14 protein-coding genes are annotated in these 17645 nt (G+C 72.5%); 9 read left to right on the forward strand and 5 right to left on the reverse strand.

The genetic code is table 11. The features are described from left to right. The first annotated feature begins 12 nt into the window (after positions 1 to 12). From mtrB to hpf, 4 genes are all read left to right on the forward strand, one after another. Positions 13 to 1752 carry an MtrAB system histidine kinase MtrB gene (gene mtrB, locus ACFYM6_RS08570; protein WP_387273542.1) on the forward strand — a complete coding sequence of 580 codons (1740 nt, stop codon included), beginning with the start codon at positions 13 to 15 and terminating at the stop codon, positions 1750 to 1752. After that, complete coding sequence (locus ACFYM6_RS08575) at positions 1749 to 3530, forward strand: LpqB family beta-propeller domain-containing protein (protein WP_387273544.1); 1782 nt, start codon at positions 1749 to 1751, stop codon at positions 3528 to 3530. The genes mtrB and ACFYM6_RS08575 overlap by 4 nt, the downstream gene beginning before the upstream one ends. 9 nt (positions 3531 to 3539) lie before the next feature. Next, positions 3540 to 4241, forward strand: coding sequence for a ComF family protein (locus tag ACFYM6_RS08580; RefSeq protein ID WP_387273546.1), 702 nt, complete (start codon positions 3540 to 3542; stop codon positions 4239 to 4241). Positions 4242 to 4494: 253 nt separating this feature from the next. Then, positions 4495 to 5145 (forward strand): ribosome hibernation-promoting factor, HPF/YfiA family, encoded by a 651-nt coding sequence (hpf, locus tag ACFYM6_RS08585; RefSeq protein ID WP_387273548.1) that lies wholly within the window; start codon positions 4495 to 4497, stop codon positions 5143 to 5145. A gap of 79 nt (positions 5146 to 5224) precedes the next feature. Here hpf and ACFYM6_RS08590 read toward each other — a convergent pair whose 3' ends face one another. Beyond that, positions 5225 to 6340 (reverse strand): GNAT family N-acetyltransferase, encoded by a 1116-nt coding sequence (locus tag ACFYM6_RS08590; RefSeq protein WP_387273550.1) that lies wholly within the window; start codon positions 6338 to 6340, stop codon positions 5225 to 5227. Further along, positions 6337 to 7494, reverse strand: coding sequence for a GNAT family N-acetyltransferase (locus ACFYM6_RS08595; protein WP_387273551.1), 1158 nt, complete (start codon positions 7492 to 7494; stop codon positions 6337 to 6339). Before ACFYM6_RS08595 ends, ACFYM6_RS08590 begins: the two co-directional genes overlap by 4 nt. A gap of 169 nt (positions 7495 to 7663) precedes the next feature. Here ACFYM6_RS08595 and secA point away from each other — a divergent pair, with 169 nt between their 5' ends. Further along, positions 7664 to 10582 (forward strand): preprotein translocase subunit SecA, encoded by a 2919-nt coding sequence (gene secA / locus ACFYM6_RS08600; RefSeq protein WP_387273553.1) that lies wholly within the window; start codon positions 7664 to 7666, stop codon positions 10580 to 10582. Between the two features lie 314 nt (positions 10583 to 10896). On the opposite strand, the gene ACFYM6_RS08605 is transcribed toward secA, so the two are convergent. Beyond that, on the reverse strand, positions 10897 to 11487 hold the full coding sequence (locus ACFYM6_RS08605) for an Rv3235 family protein (RefSeq protein ID WP_387273761.1): 591 nt from the start codon (positions 11485 to 11487) through the stop codon (positions 10897 to 10899). Positions 11488 to 11589: 102 nt separating this feature from the next. Beyond that, positions 11590 to 11817 (reverse strand): helix-turn-helix domain-containing protein, encoded by a 228-nt coding sequence (locus ACFYM6_RS08610; RefSeq protein ID WP_357436609.1) that lies wholly within the window; start codon positions 11815 to 11817, stop codon positions 11590 to 11592. Positions 11818 to 12022: 205 nt separating this feature from the next. Between ACFYM6_RS08610 and ACFYM6_RS08615 the strand changes: the two genes are divergently transcribed. Then, positions 12023 to 12532, forward strand: coding sequence for a DUF6912 family protein (locus ACFYM6_RS08615; RefSeq protein ID WP_387273555.1), 510 nt, complete (start codon positions 12023 to 12025; stop codon positions 12530 to 12532). A gap of 14 nt (positions 12533 to 12546) precedes the next feature. On the opposite strand, the gene ACFYM6_RS08620 is transcribed toward ACFYM6_RS08615, so the two are convergent. Next, the gene (locus tag ACFYM6_RS08620) at positions 12547 to 13581 is read right to left on the reverse strand and encodes a hypothetical protein (protein WP_387273557.1); all 1035 of its coding nucleotides are present in this window, start codon (positions 13579 to 13581) and stop codon (positions 12547 to 12549) included. A gap of 527 nt (positions 13582 to 14108) precedes the next feature. On the opposite strand from ACFYM6_RS08620, the gene pruA reads away from it, so the two are divergent. The 3 genes from pruA (at position 14109) to prfB (ending at position 17615) form a co-directional block, all read left to right on the forward strand. Then, on the forward strand, positions 14109 to 15737 hold the full coding sequence (gene pruA, locus ACFYM6_RS08625) for an L-glutamate gamma-semialdehyde dehydrogenase (protein WP_387273559.1): 1629 nt from the start codon (positions 14109 to 14111) through the stop codon (positions 15735 to 15737). Between the two features lie 175 nt (positions 15738 to 15912). After that, entirely contained in the window at positions 15913 to 16431 is a 519-nt protein-coding gene (locus ACFYM6_RS08630) for a helix-turn-helix transcriptional regulator (protein WP_387273561.1), read from the forward strand. A 62-nt stretch (positions 16432 to 16493) separates the two neighbouring features. Then, on the forward strand, positions 16494 to 17615 hold the full coding sequence (gene prfB / locus ACFYM6_RS08635) for a peptide chain release factor 2 (protein ID WP_387273563.1): 1122 nt from the start codon (positions 16494 to 16496) through the stop codon (positions 17613 to 17615). The last annotated feature ends 30 nt before the right edge of the window (positions 17616 to 17645 follow it).

The following is a 17645-nucleotide window of genomic DNA, read 5'->3' on the forward strand; positions in this document are numbered from 1 at the left end:
CTGGTCATCACTGTGGTGACCGCCCTGCCCCCCGACTCGCCGACCGTCGCGTCCCGCCGGCTCCACGCCGCGCGGGCGCTCTGGCGTGTCCTCGCCGCCCGGGCGGGCCGGCTGGCCGCCAGCGCCCACCAGACCTGGCGGCGGTCGTTGCAGCTGCGCGTGGTGACCATCACCCTGGTCGCCTCCAGCCTGCTGGTCGGCGGGTTCGCCTACCTGATCGCCGACAAGATCACCAGTATTCTGCTGGAGAGCGCAGAGACCGACGTCCGGCTGCGACTGCAACACGGCAGCGACTACGCGGGCAAGCAGTTCCGGACCTTTAACCAGCCGCAGGAGGCCCAGTTCCAGGACACCCTGGACGGCACGGTCAACTACCTTGCCGGGGGTGACCCGACGCAGACCAACGGCGTGGTGGTGGCCATCACCGGGACGGGCATCATCGCCCGGACGTCCCCGGCTACCGACGTCGGGCCCCTGATCAGCCCGCAGTTGCGGGCCTCCGTCGCCGCCGGCAACGTCGCCCACCAGATCGACACCGGGACGCTCGGCGGTCGGCGCACCAAGTACCTCGTGTACGGCTCGCCGGTGCCGACCAACTTCGGGCAGGTGGAGCTCTACTACGTCGTACCGCTGGACCGGCAGGACGCCGCGGCCCGAGACGCCCGGGCCACCGTGGTCGCCACAGGCGTGGCGCTGGTGCTCCTGCTCGGCCTGCTCGCCGCCCTGGTCACCCGGCTCGTGGTGACCCCGGTACGGGTGGCCGCCCGGACCGCCCAGCGGCTCTCCGCCGGCCTGCTAGACCAGCGCATGGTGGTCAACGGCGAGGACGACCTGGCCCTGCTCGCCGCCTCGTTCAACCAGATGGCGACGAACCTCCAGCGGCAGATTCTCCGGCTGGAGGAGATGTCCCGGTTGCAGCGCCGCTTCACCTCGGACGTCTCACACGAGCTGCGTACGCCGCTGACCACGGTCCGGATGGCCGCCGACCTGATCTTCGCCGAGCGGGACGGGTTCGACCCGGCGGTGGCCCGCAGCGCCGAGCTGCTCCAGGCCGAGCTGGACCGGTTCGAGGAACTGCTCACCGACCTGCTGGAGATCAGCCGCTTCGACGCCGGCTTCGCCATGCTGGACGCCGAGCCGACCGACCTGGTGCCGGTGGTGCACCGGGTGACCGAGCGGCTGGCCGGGCTGGCCGAGCGGGTCGGGGTGACCATCGAGCTGGACCTGCCGGACCCGCCGGTGATCGCCGAGGTGGACCCGCGCCGGGTCGAACGGGTGCTGCGCAACCTGGTCGGCAACGCGGTCGAGCACGGCGAGGCCAAACCGGTCCTGATCACCCTCGGCGTGGACCAGAACGCGGTGGCGATCACCGTGCGGGACCACGGCGTGGGGCTCAAGCCGGGTGAGGAGAAGCTGGTCTTCAACCGCTTCTGGCGGGCCGACCCGTCCCGGGCCCGGCAGACCGGCGGCACCGGCCTCGGCCTGTCCATCAGCCTGGAGGACGCCCGGCTGCACGGCGGTTGGTTGGAGGCGTGGGGCGCGCCCGGTAAGGGCGCCCAGTTCCGGCTGACGCTGCCCGCCCGCGCCGGCGACCGGCTGACCACGTCCCCGCTGCGGCTGGTGCCGGCCGACGCCCCGCTGCCGTTCGGCGGCCCCCGCGACGGCGGCCTGCTGGCCATCGGCCCAGGCAGCGACGGGGCGCTGGCGATCGGGCCGGCCGAGAGCGGTGACCGGGCCCAGGTGACCTCGTGAGGCGGCGGCTGCTGACCGTGCTGCTGGCCGGCATGCTGCTGCCCGCCGGGCTGGTCGGCTGCGGCATACCGGACCGGACCGAGGTCCTGGTCGACGGCCGGGGCCCGGCGGCCGGAGCCGGCTCGGTCAACGGCAGCGGCAGCCAACCGCCCACCCGCAGCACGACCACCGACGCCAGGGAATTCATCAACGACTACCTCGCCGCCGCCGCAGGGGAGCGGGACGGGGCGTACGACCGGGTCAGGAAGTTCATCGCGCCCGAGGCGCAGAGCCAGCTGAAGAAGAAGCAGCTGAGCAGCGATATGGAGCTGACGGTGGTCCGGCCCCTGCAGCCCCTGGACACCATGGTGCTGGCCGAGGACGTCAAACAGGTCACGGTTCGGGTGCAGCAGGTCGGCGTGCTGCGGGCCGACGGCACGCTCGCGGCCCCGGTGGCCGAGCAGACCCAGTACGTGTTCAAGCTTGGCCCCGCGGAGCCGGCCGATCAGGGGCTGTGGATCACCGAGCTGCCGGACGTACTGCTGCTCAGCGACTCGGCCCTGGGGCGCTACTACAGCACGCACACCATCTACTTCTGGAACACCGACCAGAGCCGGTTGGTGCCCGACTGGCGGTACCTGCCCTCGACGTTGCCGGCCGAGCGGCGGGTCACCGAGGTCGTGAAGTGGCTGACCAGCGGCCCGTCCGAATGGCTCGCCCCGGGGGTGAACAAGGTTCCCCCCGGCACCGCCCCGATCAACAACGCCACCGGGTCCGACGGGCGCTGGGAGGTCAACCTGACCATGCCGGCCGCGAACGACGACCGGCTGTCCCGCCTGGCCATCCAGCTCGCCTGGTCGCTGGAGAAATTGACCGGCCAGCTCGACCTGAAGATCCAGAACCAGAAGCGGCTCACGGTCGACCTGAGGCAGGAGCGGGCGGCGAACCCCGTCTACCCGCCCCTGCGGGCCCCGGAGCGGTTCTGTGTCTACGATGCGGCGATCCATCCGCTCGCCATCGGCAGCGAGCCCGTCGGCTCGGTGCCGGTGGCGCCCGCCGCCAACCGGAACGTGGTGTCGGCGGGACTCAGCCGCGCCGGTGACAGGGTGCTGGCGGCGCTGGTGGTGACCCGGCCGGATCGGAAGCAGCTGCTCATGGTCGGTACCGGCCCTGCCCCGGTGACCGAGTTCCACAGCAGCGCGAAGCCGTTCCGGTCGATCGGCCGCCCGATCTGGCTGCGTTCCCTCGACGCGGACCACCCGTTCGGCCTGGTGGTGGCCGACGGCAAGCTCTACCGGTTCGACAGCGGCGCCGGGATGAGTGAAATCCTCGTTCCCGGCCCGGTCACGGCGGTGGCCGCGTCGCTCGACGGTCACCGGATCGCACTGATCATCAATGGCGCGCTCTACGTCGTGCCGGTGAGCGTCGATGGCGGCCTGGTCAGCGTGGGTCAGCCCCGCCAACTGGTCACCCGGCTCACAAACATCACCGCCGTCGACTGGTACGCGGAGAACCAGCTGGTCTTCGCCGGCAGCGACGGGCGCCAGCCGGCGATCTACCAGACCACGGTGGACGGGGCCGTGGAGTACGCGCTCAAGCGGGACACCGGCGCGCCGGTGTCCCACCTCGCCGCCTTCCCGGGCGGCGCGGTCGGTCCGCTGCCGGCCATGTCCTTCATGTACCAGGCCACCCTGGCCTACCGGAACAACCCGTTCGAAAAGATCGAGCGGGAGCAGGTGCGGGAGGTGGCGGCCAACGCCAAGGCGTCGGATCCGACCGCCCCCTTCTTCCTCTACTGAGAGGTGCCGGTGCGGGACCTGGGCGGGCTCTGGGCGGACCTGACCGACCTGGTGCTGCCGGCCGGGTGCGCCGGTTGCGGCGAGCGGATCCCCGGCCTGCGGCAGGGGTTCTGCCCCCGCTGTGTCGGCGAGTTGACGGCGCTGCGCCCGGCGCCGACCCGCCCCGATCCGGCGCCGCCCGACCTGCCGCCGTGCGTCGCCCTGGGTCCGTACGCGGGCGCGCTGCGGGAGGGGTTGCTGGCGTACAAGGAGCGGGGCCGGCATGGGCTGGCCCGCCCGCTGGGCGCGCTGCTCGCCGAGGTGGTGGCCGCGGCGGTGGGCCCCGCCGGGCCGGTGACCCTGGTGCCGGTGCCGGACACCGCGGGGGCGGCCCGGGCCCGCTACGGCGACCATCTGGACCGGTTGACCCGCCACGCGGCGGATCGGCTGCGCGCCGCCGGCTGGCCGGTACGCGTGCTCCGGCCGGTGCGGGCGCTGCCCCGGCCGGACTCGGTCGCCCTGGACAGCGCCGGACGGGCCGCCGCGGCCGAGGCGGCGTTCCGGCTGCGCCGGGCCGGCGGGGTCCGGGTCGACGGTCCGGTGGTGCTGCTCGACGACATCGTCACCACCGGGTCCACGCTGGCGGCGGTGAGCCGGATCTTGCACAGGGCGGGAATGACGCCAAAGGCGGCCGCGGTGCTCGCCGCAACGCAAAAGCGACGCCGCGGGTGACGCTTCGTGTTTCCTTTTCACCCCTTGGTGTATGAGCTGTGAGAATTCCCAGGCAGCTTTTGACAGCGAGGGGTGACTGCCACGCGAACACGGGTTAGCGTTTTCGTGTCGGGGGTAGGAGGTCTTCCCATCCGCCCCCGGCGGTGAAAGGAGGCGTAGCCGTACGCGACCGGTCGACGCCGAGCGGGGACCCTCCCAGGGCGCGTTGACCGGGAAAACCGGACCGAACGACCGTCCGAACAAGGGAGGTCACGTGGACATCGTGGTCAAGGGCCGTAACGTCGAAGTGCCGGACCATTACCGGGTACACGTAGCCGAAAAGCTCGCGAAGATCGAACGCTACGACCACAAGCTCATTCGCGTGGACGTCGAGTTGTTCCACGAGCGCAATCCGCGCCAGGCCGATCACTGCCAACGGGTGGAGATCACCTGCGTCACGCGGGGCCCGGTGATCCGGGCCGAGGCCTGCACGAATGACTTCTACAGCGCGCTGGACGCGGCCATCGCCAAGTTGGACACCCGGTTCCGCCGGGCGGCCGACCGGCGCCGGGTGCACCGGGGGCGGCACGCGCCGCTCTCCGTCGCCGCCGCCACCGCGGACCTGCCGGTCGCCGACCTCAACGGGCCGGGGCTGGCGGCGCTGAACGGTACCGGGACCGCCACCGCGGTCGCCGAACGGCCCGACGAGGACGGCTACGGGGAGTATGACAACCAGCCGTGGCACATCGCGCGGGAGAAGGTGCATCCCGCCGAACCGATGACCGTCGACGACGCCCTGTTCCAGATGGAACTGGTCGGCCACGACTTCTACCTGTTCCAGGACAAGGAGTCCGGGCGCCCCAGCGTCGTCTACCGTCGGCACGCCTACGACTACGGGATCATCTCCCTCGACACCGGACTCTGACCACCCCCTGTGACACCGGCCGAGGAGCCGCGGTGGACAGCCATCGCGGCTCCTCGCGTCCCTGCGTCGGCCGTGACGCTCAGTGCGTCGGGCGGTCCGACGCGAGCATGCCGAAGACCAGGTCGTCGGTCCGGCCGCCGTCCAGTCCGGGCAGCCGGCCGCGCAACAGCCCCTCCCGGCGGAAGCCCACCTTCTCCAGCACCCGGTGCGACGCGGTGTTCTCGGGCAGGGTCCCCGCGGTGAGCCGGGCGATCCCGGGGACGCCGAACGCCCAGCCGGCCAGCAGGCGTACCGCCCGGGTGGCGTAGCCACGCCCACGCCAGGCGGGCAGCAGCGCGTAGCCGACGCTCGCCTCGCCAGCCGCCCGGTCGCTGTAGGACAGCCCGCAGCTGCCCGCCGGTTCGCCGGTGGCCGCGTCGAGGATCAGCAGCCGGGCCAGGCTGCCGGTGAGCCAGGCGCTCTCCGCCAGCCGGCAGCGCCGTTCGATCGCGGCCCGGGTCGGCGGCACCGGCGGTGCCTGGTTGGCCACCACCTCCGGCCGCGTGTGCAGCCGGAACATCACGTCGGCGTCGTCGGGGCCGAGTCGGCGCAGGGTCACCAGGCCGTCGGTGAGCCGACCGTCGGGCAGGTCGGGCAGGAGCCGGGCGGCCGGACCGGGCGGGTCGTCGGCGAGGCGTACCCAGGCGAGCAGGTCGTGTCGGCCTCCCCCTCGGCTCGGGTTCGCCGCCCGGCGTACCCCCTCGTGGCGGAATCCGGCGGCCAGCGCGACCCGCTGGCTGGCGGTGTTCTCCTCGCTGGTGAGCAGTTCCAGGCGGGCGCAGCCGGCGGCGAAGGCCGACTCGGCCAGCGCTCGGGTGGCGGCCGTGGCGACGCCGCGCCCGCGGGCCCAGGGCGCGACCCAGTAGCCGATCTCCCACTGGCCGCGGGTCGGCACCGGTTGGCTCAGGCCGATGCTGCCGAGCAGCCGGTCGGTGGCCGGGTCGGCGATCGCGTACGCGGCGCCGCCGGTGGCCCAGGCCGCGGGCGCGCCCTCGGTGATCCACCACCGGGCGCTCTCCTCCGTGTACGGGTCCGGGAGCCCGGAGATGCCTCGCTGGGTGACCGGATCGGCGCAGCCGGCAACGGTGTCCGCCACGTCGTCGAGGCGGGACGGTCGCAGTCGTACCCCGTTCGCCTCGATCGTCTCCGGCGTCACGCCAGGTCCTGCGGGAGCAGCGCGGCCACCCAGACATCCGGCCGTTCGCCTCGCTGCTGGATGCCGCTGCGGGCGGTGCCCTCGAAGGCGAAGCCCGCCTTCTCGGCGACCCGACGGGAGGCGGTGTTGCCCACGTTGGCCCGCCACTCGATCCGGGCCAGGCCGAGCGTGGTGAATCCCCAGGCACACAGTGCGGCCAGCGCGGCGGGCAGGTATCCCCGGCCGCGGGCGTGCGGGGCGGCCATGAAGCCGACGTCGGCGACGAGCGGGTCGGCGGGGGAGATCCGCAGGTCGATCGAGCCGGCGTACCGGTCCTCGGCGTCGGCGACGGCGTAGTTGGCCCCGGTGCCGCGGGCCCACGCCGCCCGGGCGACGTCGCGCAGGTAGCCGTCGGCGTGCTCTCGCTGGTAGGGGTGCGGGACGCTGGTCCAGCGGACGGTCTCCGCGTCCTGGCAGGTCGCCGTGACCGCCTCCAGATCGCGTTCCTCCAGCGGGCGCAGCCGCAGCTCGGTGGCGCCCGCGGTGGCGAACAGGACCGGCTGCGGGCGGCCGAAGACGGCGGCCCGTCGGGCCGCGAGAGTGTCCGGGCCGGCCGGGCCGGGCTCGCCCGGGGCGGGCACCTCGCCGGGGAGCAGCGAGCCGAGCCAGCCCTCCGGGCGCCCGTCCACCGCCGGCTGGGCGAGCCGCAACTCGCCCTCGATCCGGAAGCCGGCCCGCAGCGCCACCAGTCGGGAGGCGTGGTTGCCGATCTCGGCCTGCCAGATCAGCCGGCGCAGCTTGCCTGCGTCGAAGGCCCAGTGGGCGACCGCCCGGGTGGCCCGGACCGCGACGCCCCGGCCCCGCGCCCACGGCGCGGTCCAGTAGCCGACCTCGGCGCTGCCCAGGCCACGGTCGATCGAGACCAGGCCGCAGGAGGCGAGCAACTCGCCGGTGGCGGCGTCGCACACCGCGAACTCGGCACCGCTGCCGTCGGCCCAGGCCGCCGCGCTGCGCCGGGCGACGAAATCGAGCGCGTGTTCGGGCCGGTACGGGCGAGGTACGGTGGTCCAGCGCTGGATGTCCGAATCCTGGCAGGCGCGGTACACCGCATCGGCGTCCTCCGCCCGCCAGGGTCGCAGCAGCAGGCCGTCCTCGACGATCTCCACGGGCTCCACCGGGCCATCGTGCCGGATCGTTCGCGTTCGGCGTAACCCGATTTGCGCCGGGTCAGCGTGCCGGCCAGGCGGTATGTCCGGTTCGCGGCCCTGGACCGTCGCCACCAGTGACCATCGCCGCGATGGAGCGCCTACGATGGTTCGAGACTGTCAAGGGGAGCGTTGATCCGTGTCGATTCTGGAAAAGGTCCTTCGCGCGGGCGAGGGCCGCATGGTGCGTCGACTCAAGGCGATCGCGGCCGCCGTCAACTCGATCGAGGACGACTACGTCAACCTCACCGACGACGAGCTGCGCGCGATGACCGACCAGTTCAAGGAGCGGCTCGACGACGGGGAGACCCTCGACGACCTGCTGCCCGAGGCGTTCGCGGTGTGCCGCGAGGCGGCCGCCCGGGTGCTCGGCCAGCGGCCCTACGACGTCCAGGTGATGGGCGGCGCGGCGCTGCACTTCGGCAACATCGCCGAGATGAAGACCGGTGAGGGCAAGACCCTGACCTCGGTCATGCCGGTCTACCTGAACGCGCTGGCCGGCAAGGGCGTGCACGTGGTCACGGTGAACGACTACCTGGCCCAGCGCGACGCCGCCTGGATGGGCCGGGTGCACGAGTTCCTCGGCCTCACCGTCGGCGTGGTGCTGCCCAACCGGCCGGCCAGCGAGCACCGGGCCGCCTACGAGTGCGACATCACCTACGGCACCAACAACGAGTTCGGCTTCGACTACCTGCGCGACAACATGGCCTGGTCGAGGGATGAGCTGGTGCAGCGCGGCCACTTCTTCTCGGTGGTCGACGAGGTCGACTCGATCCTCATCGACGAGGCCCGGACCCCGCTGATCATCTCCGGTCCGGCCGAGCACTCCGCCCGCTGGTACCAGGAGTTCGCCACCGTGGTGGCCCGCCTGCAGCCGGGCACCGACGGCGAGGGCGACTACGAGGTCGATTACGCCAAGCGCACCATCGCCATCACCGAGCGGGGCGTGGCCAAGGTCGAGGACCGGCTCGGCATCGACAACCTCTACGAGTCGGTCAACACTCCGCTGGTCGGCTACCTCAACAACGCGATCAAGGCCAAGGAGCTCTACAAGCGCGACAAGGACTACATCGTCAGCGAGGGCGAGGTCCTGATCGTCGACGAGTTCACCGGGCGCATCCTGCACGGCCGTCGCTACAACGAGGGCATGCACCAGGCGATCGAGGCCAAGGAGGGGGTGGAGATCAAGCAGGAGAACCAGACCCTGGCCACCATCACCCTCCAGAACTACTTCCGCCTCTACGAGAAGCTCTCCGGCATGACCGGTACCGCCCAGACCGAGGCGGGTGAGTTCAACAAGGTCTACAAGGTCGGCGTCGTGACCATCCCGACGCACCGGCCGATGGTCCGGCAGGACCGGCCGGACGTCATCTACAAGACCGAGAAGGCCAAGTTCAACGCCGTGGTCGAGGACATCGCCGAGCGGCACGAGCAGGGCCAGCCGGTGCTCGTCGGCACGGTCTCGGTGGAGAATTCCGAGATCATCTCCCAGCTGCTGCGCCGCCGGGGCATCCCGCACTCCGTGCTGAACGCCAAGTTCCACGCCAAGGAGGCGGAGATCGTCGCCCAGGCCGGGCGCAAGGGCGCGGTCACCGTGGCCACCAACATGGCCGGCCGCGGTACGGACATCCTGCTCGGCGGCAACGCCGAGTTCCTCGCCGCCAACGAGCTGCGCCAGCGCGGCCTCGACCCGGTCGAGCAGCCGGAGGAGTACGCCAAGGCGATGGAGGAGGTCCTGCCCGAGTGGAAGCAGGCCTGCGACGCCGAGGCCGAGGAGGTGGCTGCCGCCGGCGGCCTCTACGTGCTGGGCACCGAGCGGCACGAGTCCCGCCGGATCGACAACCAGCTGCGCGGTCGGGCCGGCCGGCAGGGCGACCCGGGCGAGTCCCGCTTCTACCTCTCGCTGCAGGACGAGCTGATGAAGCGATTCCGGGCCGGTGCCGTCGAGGCGGTGATGGAGCGCTTCAACATCCCTGAGGACGTGCCCATCGAGTCGAAGATGGTCACCCGCCAGATCAAGAGCGCGCAGGCCCAGATCGAGGGCCAGAACGCCGAGATCCGGAAGAACGTCCTCAAGTACGACGAGGTGATGAACAAGCAGCGCCAGGTGGTCTACGCCGAGCGGCTGCGGGTGCTCAACGGCGAGGACCTCTCCGACCAGGTCCGCAACATGATCGACGACGTGGTCAGCGCGTACGTCACGGGCGCCACCAGCGAGGGCTATGCCGAGGACTGGGACCTCGACCAGCTCTGGGCCAGCCTCAAGCAGCTCTACCCGGTGGGCGTCACCGTCGACGAGCTGGAGGAGGAGGTGGGCTCCCGGGCAGGCCTCGACCAGGACTTCCTGCTCGCCCGCCTCAAGGAGGACGCCCACGGCGCGTACGACCGGCGCGAGGAGCAGCTCGGCGAGGACGCGGTACGCCAGCTCGAGCGGATGGTCCTGCTCCAGGTGATCGACCGCAAGTGGCGCGAGCACCTCTACGAGATGGACTACCTGCAGGAGGGCATCAGCCTGCGGGCGTACGCCCAGCGCGACCCGGTCATCGAGTACCAGCGCGAGGGCTTCGACATGTTCGCCACCATGATGGACGGCATCAAGGAGGAGACGGTCGGCTTCCTCTACAACCTGGAGGTGCAGGTCGAGGAGCCCGAGCCGGAGGCCGAGGAGGTGCAGCTGCTGGAGAAGCCGGTCGAGATCCGCGCCAAGGGCCTCAACCGCGCGCCGCAGCAGCAGGGCCTGCAATACTCCGCGCCCGCCATCGACGGCGAGGCCGGCCGCGGCGCGCCGGCCATCGAGCGGGCCGACGAGCAGGCGCCGGCCCTGGGCATCGGCAACCCGGACAGCACCGCCCGGCCCGCCGCGCCGTCCGCCTCGGGCAAGCCCCGGCGCCCGGCGGCCGCGGGGATGAACGGCCAGGGGGTCGCCGCCAGCACCGCCCGCCGGGCCGCCCCCGGCCAGGTGGATGCCGGCGAGGGTCCGTCCCGCAACGCGCCCTGCCCGTGCGGCTCCGGCCGCAAGTACAAGCGGTGCCACGGCGCCCCCAACGGCGGCAACTGAGCCCGCCCGCAACCAGCGACGACGGGCCCCGGCCGAACACGGCCGGGGCCCGTCCCTGTCCGAGGCCCAGCTGATCGACTCGCCTTGCGGCAGGTCGTGCTATCCGCGCTGCTGGACCGCGCGATGTGCGGCATCCCAAGTCGGTCACGGACGTCCGGGGGCCGGGCCGAGTTGATCGACGCGCCTTGCGGCGGGTGGCGGTGTTCGCGCTGCTGGACCACGCGATGTGCGGCATCTCGAGTCGATCGCGCCTGTCGGGCGGACGTCGTCCCGAGCGGATTCGCGCAGGCCGGGGCGCAGCCGGCGGCGGCGGGTCAGAGCACCTCGAGGGTGGTGCAGAGCCAGGTGCCGCGTCGGTGCTCGACGCGCAGGGCGATCGCCCAGCTGGCGCCGCCGGCTCCGGCGAGCACGGCGGCGGCCTCGGCGGCCCCGGCCCGCGGCTCGCAGACCCGCAGCCGGCGGAGCTGGAGGGCCGGCCGGGTGGCGCGGCGGCGTACCGGGCCCACGCGTCGGGCCGCCCGGGTCAGCTCCGTGGCCACCCGGGTCGTGGCGTCGGGCAGGCAGAGCGGCCGGAGCTGACCGGGTGGCCGGTAGCCGTTGACGATCTCCAGGAAGGTGCGGACGAACCGGTGCGCCGCCCGGGTGGCCTCGGGGGTGGCGGTGGCCAGCGCGGCGGCGGGTGGCCCCCCGGTGCGGCGGCCCGGGCCGGTGGGCACCGGTCGGACGTCGGGGGCGCGCCCGTCGGGCCGGTCGGGATCCCGGCGGCGCGGGTCGAACAGGTCGAGGGTGAGTTGGTCGACGTCGGCCCAGGGCAAGCCCTCGTCGGTGCAGGGCGGGTCGATCGGTGGGGCGGGTCGGAGCCGGACCGGGGGACGCGGTGCCAACGGGCGGCGGGTGTCGACCATCCTCAACCCCTGTTCCTTGCGTTTGCTTCCGTTTGCCTCCGACAGGGCTTCATTGTCGGACAGGGCAGCGTCGCCCGTCAATGCCGCTACGGGGTCGCGCGGTCACTCGGGGTCGCGTTCGACGAGCGGGTTGCCGCGTACCCACTCGGCGGTCTCGGCGTACTTGTGCTGGATGTACTCCTCCAGCCGGGCGCGTTCCACCCGCCACTGCCCGCGGCCGCCGATCTTGATGGCGGGCAGCTCGCCGCTGCGCACCATGTGGTAGACCTGCGAGTCCGAGACGTTGAGTTCGGCGGCCACGTCGGACAGCAGCAGGAACCTGGGCTCCACGGTGACTCCCGGGGTTGGCTTTCGTTTGCCTCAGTTTGCCACCAGCAGCCGTTCCGCCCCAGCGCGGTGCGGCGATCCGGTCGGCGGACACACCGGCGAGGAACTTCTCCCGGGCGGGTGCGGGGTGTATGACGGTCACGGCGTACGGCATGATCGGCGCCCGGGGTCGGCGTCCGCCGGCCAGGCCTGAGCAGGGGAGAGACCGGTGACCGACGAGCTTGTCCGGGTGTACGTGCCGGCGACCGTCCCGCTGCTGGCGCAACTGCGTGAGCAGGGGCTCGCGGTCGGTGAGGCGCACGCGGTCACCCCGGAGCTGCGCGAGTGGTACGCCGAGGGCGACGAGGAGGAGTTGGAGTACGTCGCCTTCACCCGGGCCGCCCAGGACGCGCTGCTGCTGCTCCGGGCCGACCCGGGCGCGCCCCGCCGGCGGGTGGTGGTCTCAGTGGACCTGCCGGCCCGCGCGGTCGGCCGGGTCGGCGGTGAGCTGGGGTCCAGCCTGGTCCGGCTCGTCGGGCCGGTGCCCGTCAAGGCGGTCGCCGCGATCCACGTGGACGGCGCGGAGGCGGTCGACGACGTGGCGGCCGCCGCCGAGGTGGTGGCCGAGGCGCAGGCCGGTGACCCGGACGCCCAGTTCACCGTCGACGGCGCCGAGGACCACGAGCTGGAGTGGTACGACGTGACCGAGCTGGACCTGCTGCTGCGCGCGGTCTCCTGACCCGCACCCGAGGGTCAGGCGGCGACCTGCTCGTCGGCCGGCTCGTCCTCCTCGACGGTCCGTGGGCCGAGGGTGCGGCCGAACGCGATGAGCGTGGTGAGTGCCCCGACGAAGAGCACCCAGATGCCGTTGTCGAGGCGGGAGGTGCCGAGGGAGGTCTGGGCCACCTGGTCCGCCTCGCTGAGCGCGGCGGCCAGGTTGAGCAGGTCGCGCCCGCCGATCCGGATGATCACCTCGGTGAGCAGCAGGAGGAGGCCCGGCCCGGCCCCGGCGACCAGGTACGCGGGCCAGCGCAGCTGCACGGATTCGTCCCGGCGGGCGGCGCGGCGGCGGGCCCAGGTGAGGTAGCCGAACGCCACCAGGCCGGCGATCAGCCCGGCGAGCAGCGACTCGGTGCGGGACACCCACTTCGCGGCGTCGAGCATCGACTGCTGGGTGTCGCCGGCACCGAACAGGTCGGACAGCGGGTCCCGGGCGCGGCTGAACAGCACCACGAAGACCTGCGCGGCCAGCGTGGCGCTGGCGAGCCCGCCCACCACCCGGGCGTTGCGGGCGCCGGCCAGCGCGCCGCCGATGATCGCCGCCGCCGCGGTGGTGCCGGCGATGGTGTTGGTGGTCGCGTTGTCGGCGTAGGTGAGGTTGATCGCGACCGCGGCGGCGAATCCGACCAACAGGCCGGTGCCGACGGCGGCGAGGAAGCGCAGGGTGGCCCGGCCGAGCGGGTTGGTCACCGCCAGGGCGACCGCCGCGCCGGCGACCAGCGCGGCGCAGATCACGCCGGGCAGTGCGTACGCGGAGAGGCTGATCGCGGTGACGCCGGCCGCGGCCGAGCTGATCGCGGCCCGGGTGGACCAGAGCATCGCGGCGAGCCAGCCGACCGCCAGCAGCGCCAGCACCACCGCGCCGGGGGCGTACGCCGGTCGTCCGGTGCCCTCCAGGGTGGCCGGCTCGTCGGCCGGGTCGGCGCTCGACTGCTCCGGCTCGTCGGCCGGGTCGACCACGGGCTGGTCCGGCTCCGCAGCCGTGGAGCTGCCGGGCTGGTTGCTCATCGTGTTCCCCTTCGACGGACGCCGGATCGGCCGCGACGGGCCGGGCAGGTCACCGGTCATCCAGGGTACGCGGCGTCCCGTGCGCCCTTCGGGACCCGCCCGCCGGTCGGTGCCGACCCGGGCCGGCGCCCGCCAGCGGGTGGCGGCCGGACGCTCGACGGCGCCTGAGACGGGCGGGTGGGCCTGGCGCCGGGGCGGTGCCGACGGGATCCGCAGCCTCCCCACCACCCGGCCGACGATGCGGATCGCTGGTGACGGATCGTAGGCGAGAGTGGTTGCGGGCTGAGGGATCGTCGGGGCGGAGGCGGTTGCTGCCTACGGTCCGGTGTGTGCCGGTGCGTCCGGGTGTCGGCTGCGGGCGGGGTTCGCCGGGGGCGGCGGGGGTGGGGCGGGGGGTGCCGCATGGAAGAATTGGCCGAGGTCCCGCCGCCGCACCGGTCCGCCGCGCGGTGCTCGGCACCCGGCCGCCCGGTCGGTGCCCGCGGGTCCGATTTCGCCACCGCCGTCGAGATCGCACAGGAGCCGTGATGGACGCCGTGTTCTCCGTACCCGAGCCGCGCAACGAGCCGGTCCACACCTACGAGGCCGGCAGCGCCGACCGGGAGCGGCTCCAGCGGCGGCTGACCGAGCTGGCCGCCGCGCAGATCGAGCTGCCGATGACCATCGCCGGTGAGCAGCGGATGGCCGGCGGTGACCCGATCAAGGTGGTCCAGCCGCACAAGCACGCCCACGTGCTCGGCATCACCGGGCACGCCACCCACGACGACGCCCGCGCCGCGGTCAAGGCCGCCAAGGACGCGGCCCCGATGTGGCGGGCGCTGCCGTTCGAGGAGCGGGCCGCGATCTTCCTGCGCGCCGCCGACCTGCTCTCCGGCCCGTGGCGGGACACGCTCAACGCGGCCACCATGCTCGGCCAGTCCAAGACGGTGGTCCAGGCCGAGATCGACTCGGCCTGCGAGTTCATCGACTTCCTCCGGTTCAACGTGCACTTCGCCCGGAAGCTGCTGGCGGAGCAGCCGATGTCCTCGCCGGGGGTGTGGAACCGCTTCGACCACCGGCCGCTGGAGGGCTTCGTCTACGCGGTCACCCCGTTCAACTTCACCGCGATCGCCGGCAACCTGCCGTCGGCGCCGGCCCTGCTCGGCAACACGGTGGTCTGGAAGCCGGGCCCGACCCAGCAGTTCGCCGCGCACTTCACCATGCGGCTGTTCGAGGCGGCCGGGCTGCCGCCCGGCGTGATCAACATGGTCACCGGGCGCGGCGAGGAGGTCTCCGATGTGGTGCTCGCCGACCCGGACCTGGCCGGCATCCACTTCACCGGGTCGACCAAGGTGTTCCAGCACCTGTGGCGGACGGTCGGCGAGAACATCGCCCGCTACCGGGGCTACCCGCGGCTGGTCGGCGAGACCGGCGGCAAGGACTTCGTGGTCGCGCACGCCAGCGCGGACGTGGACGCCCTGCACACCGCGCTGATCCGGGGCGCCTACGAGTACCAGGGCCAGAAGTGCTCGGCCGCGTCGCGGGCGTACATCCCCCGGTCTATGTGGGAGGGCGGGCTGCGGGACCGGCTCGCCGCCACCGCCGACTCGCTGGCGTACGGCGACGTCACCGACTTCCGCAACTTCGGCGGCGCGGTCATCGACGACAAGGCGTTCGGCCGGCACCAGGCCGCGCTGGAGCTGATCAGCGGCGACGACACCTGCCGGGTCCTGGCCGGCGGCACCGCCGACGACTCGGTCGGCTACTTTGTCCGGCCGACGCTGTTCGAGTGCTCCGACCCCGCACACGAGACCTTCACCACCGAATACTTCGGGCCGATCCTGGGCGTGCACGTCTTCGAGGACGCCCGCTTCGACGAGGTGGTGGCCCAGGCCGAGGCGATCGCCCCGTACGCGCTGACCGGGTCGATCTTCGCGACCGACCGTCGGGTGGTCGACCAGGTGGCGGAGAAGATGCGGTACGCGGCCGGCAACTTCTACATCAACGACAAGCCGACCGGGGCGGTGGTCGGGCAGCAGCCGTTCGGCGGCGCCCGGGCCAGCGGCACCAACGACAAGGCGGGCTCCTGGCACAACCTGGTCCGCTGGATGTCGCCGCGGACGATCAAGGAGACCTTCGTCCCGCCGACCGACCATGGGTACCCGCACATGGCCTGACCTGCTGATGGTCGCCGGTGACGCACGGAGCGTCACCGGCGGCCGGCCGGCCGGGGAGGGCGTGGACATCCCCGGCGGACTGTCGTCGGCCGACAGTGCACATCGGACGACCCAACGGGTGGCGAAAACCGGAAATCCTGGACGCCGGGTCGGGCGAAGTGGCAGCTTAGAGGGCATGGCGGAATCCGGAGTCAACCCGACGGCCGCAGCCCTGCTGGGTCTGCTGCACGAAGGACCGATGACAGGCGGCCAGCTGATGGCCGCCGCCGAGCGGCGGCTGGCGCCGTACTGGTCGATGACCCGCAGCCAGGTCTACCGGGAGCTTCCGGTGCTGGCTGAGAAGGGGCTGGTGCGGCTCGGCAAGCCCGGGCCGCGGATGAGCCAGCCGTACGCGCTCACGGCGGCCGGGAAGCGGACGTTCTCCCGCTGGCTGGCGGAGGACCCCGGGCGGGACACGATCCGTAACCCGACCGCGTTGCGGATCGCGTTCGGCGACCTTCACTCGCCGAGTCAGCTCAAGAACCTCTACGCCTCGGCGAACGAGTACCACTCCGAGGCCCTTGCGGCAGCGCGTGAGCAGGCCAAGAACGCCAAGAAGGAAGGCGAGGCGTACGACGCCAGCGCGCTGGAGTTCGCCGTCGCGTACCACAAGGCGGCGCTGTCCTGGCTCAAGTCCGCCCCGGTCGGCGGATGACCAGCGCGGGTAGAGGCATCTGAGGTGAGCGGACGCCGAGCGGCCAAGTACGCTTGTCTGTCGTGACTGCTGCCGACTACGCCGAACAGCTCAAGGAACTCGACGCCACCCTGCGCAACATCGAGGCCGTCCTCGATCTCGACAAGCTGCGCGAGCGGAAGGGCCGCCTGGAGCAGGAGGCCTCCGCGCCCGACCTCTGGGACGACCAGGCCAAGGCGCAGCAGGTGACGTCGCAGCTGTCGTACGTCAACGGCGAGATCAACAAGCTCTCCGACCTCCGCGCCCGGCTGGACGACGCCGGCGTGCTGCTGGAGCTGGCCCAGGCTGAGTCCGACCCGGGCACGCTCGCCGAGGTCGAGACGGAGATCACCGGGCTGACCAAGGCCATCCAGGAGATGGAGGTCCGCACCCTGCTCTCCGGGGAGTACGACTCCCGGGAGGCGCTGGTCGCCATCCGGGCCGGCGCGGGTGGTGTGGACGCCGCGGACTTCGCCGAGATGCTGCTGCGGATGTACCTGCGCTGGGCCGAGCGGCACGGCTACCCGACCGAGGTCTACGAGACCTCGTACGCCGAGGAGGCGGGTCTCAAGTCGGCCACCTTCACGGTCAAGGTGCCCTACGCGTACGGCACGCTGAGCGTCGAGTCCGGCACCCACAGGCTGGTCCGGATCAGCCCGTTCGACAATCAGGGGCGGCGGCAGACCAGCTTCGCCGGCGTCGAGGTGCTGCCGGTCGTCGAGCAGACCGACCACATCGAGATCCCCGAGAACGAGATGCGGATCGACGTCTACCGTTCCTCCGGCCCGGGCGGGCAGAGCGTCAACACCACCGACTCGGCGGTGCGGATCACGCACATCCCGACCGGCATCGTGGTCACCTGCCAGAACGAGAAGTCGCAGCTGCAGAACAAGGCGTCCGCGCTGCGGGTGCTCCAGGCCCGGCTGCTGGAGCGCAAGCGCCAGGAGGAGCAGGCCAAGCTCCAGGGCCTGAAGACCGACGCCGCCGGCTCGTGGGGCGACCAGATGCGCTCGTACGTCCTGCACCCGTATCAGATGGTGAAGGATCTGCGTACCGAGCAGGAGACGGGCAATCCGTCCTCGGTGTTCGACGGTGAGCTGGACAGCTTCATCGAGGCCGGCATCCGGTGGCGTAAGCAGCAGCAGCTCAGCGCTGACGGTGCGTGATCCCGCTCCGACGGAACGCGTCGTCGATCT

It is taken from the genome of Micromonospora sp. NPDC006431 (assembly GCF_042870725.1).
Classification (GTDB): domain Bacteria; phylum Actinomycetota; class Actinomycetes; order Mycobacteriales; family Micromonosporaceae; genus Micromonospora.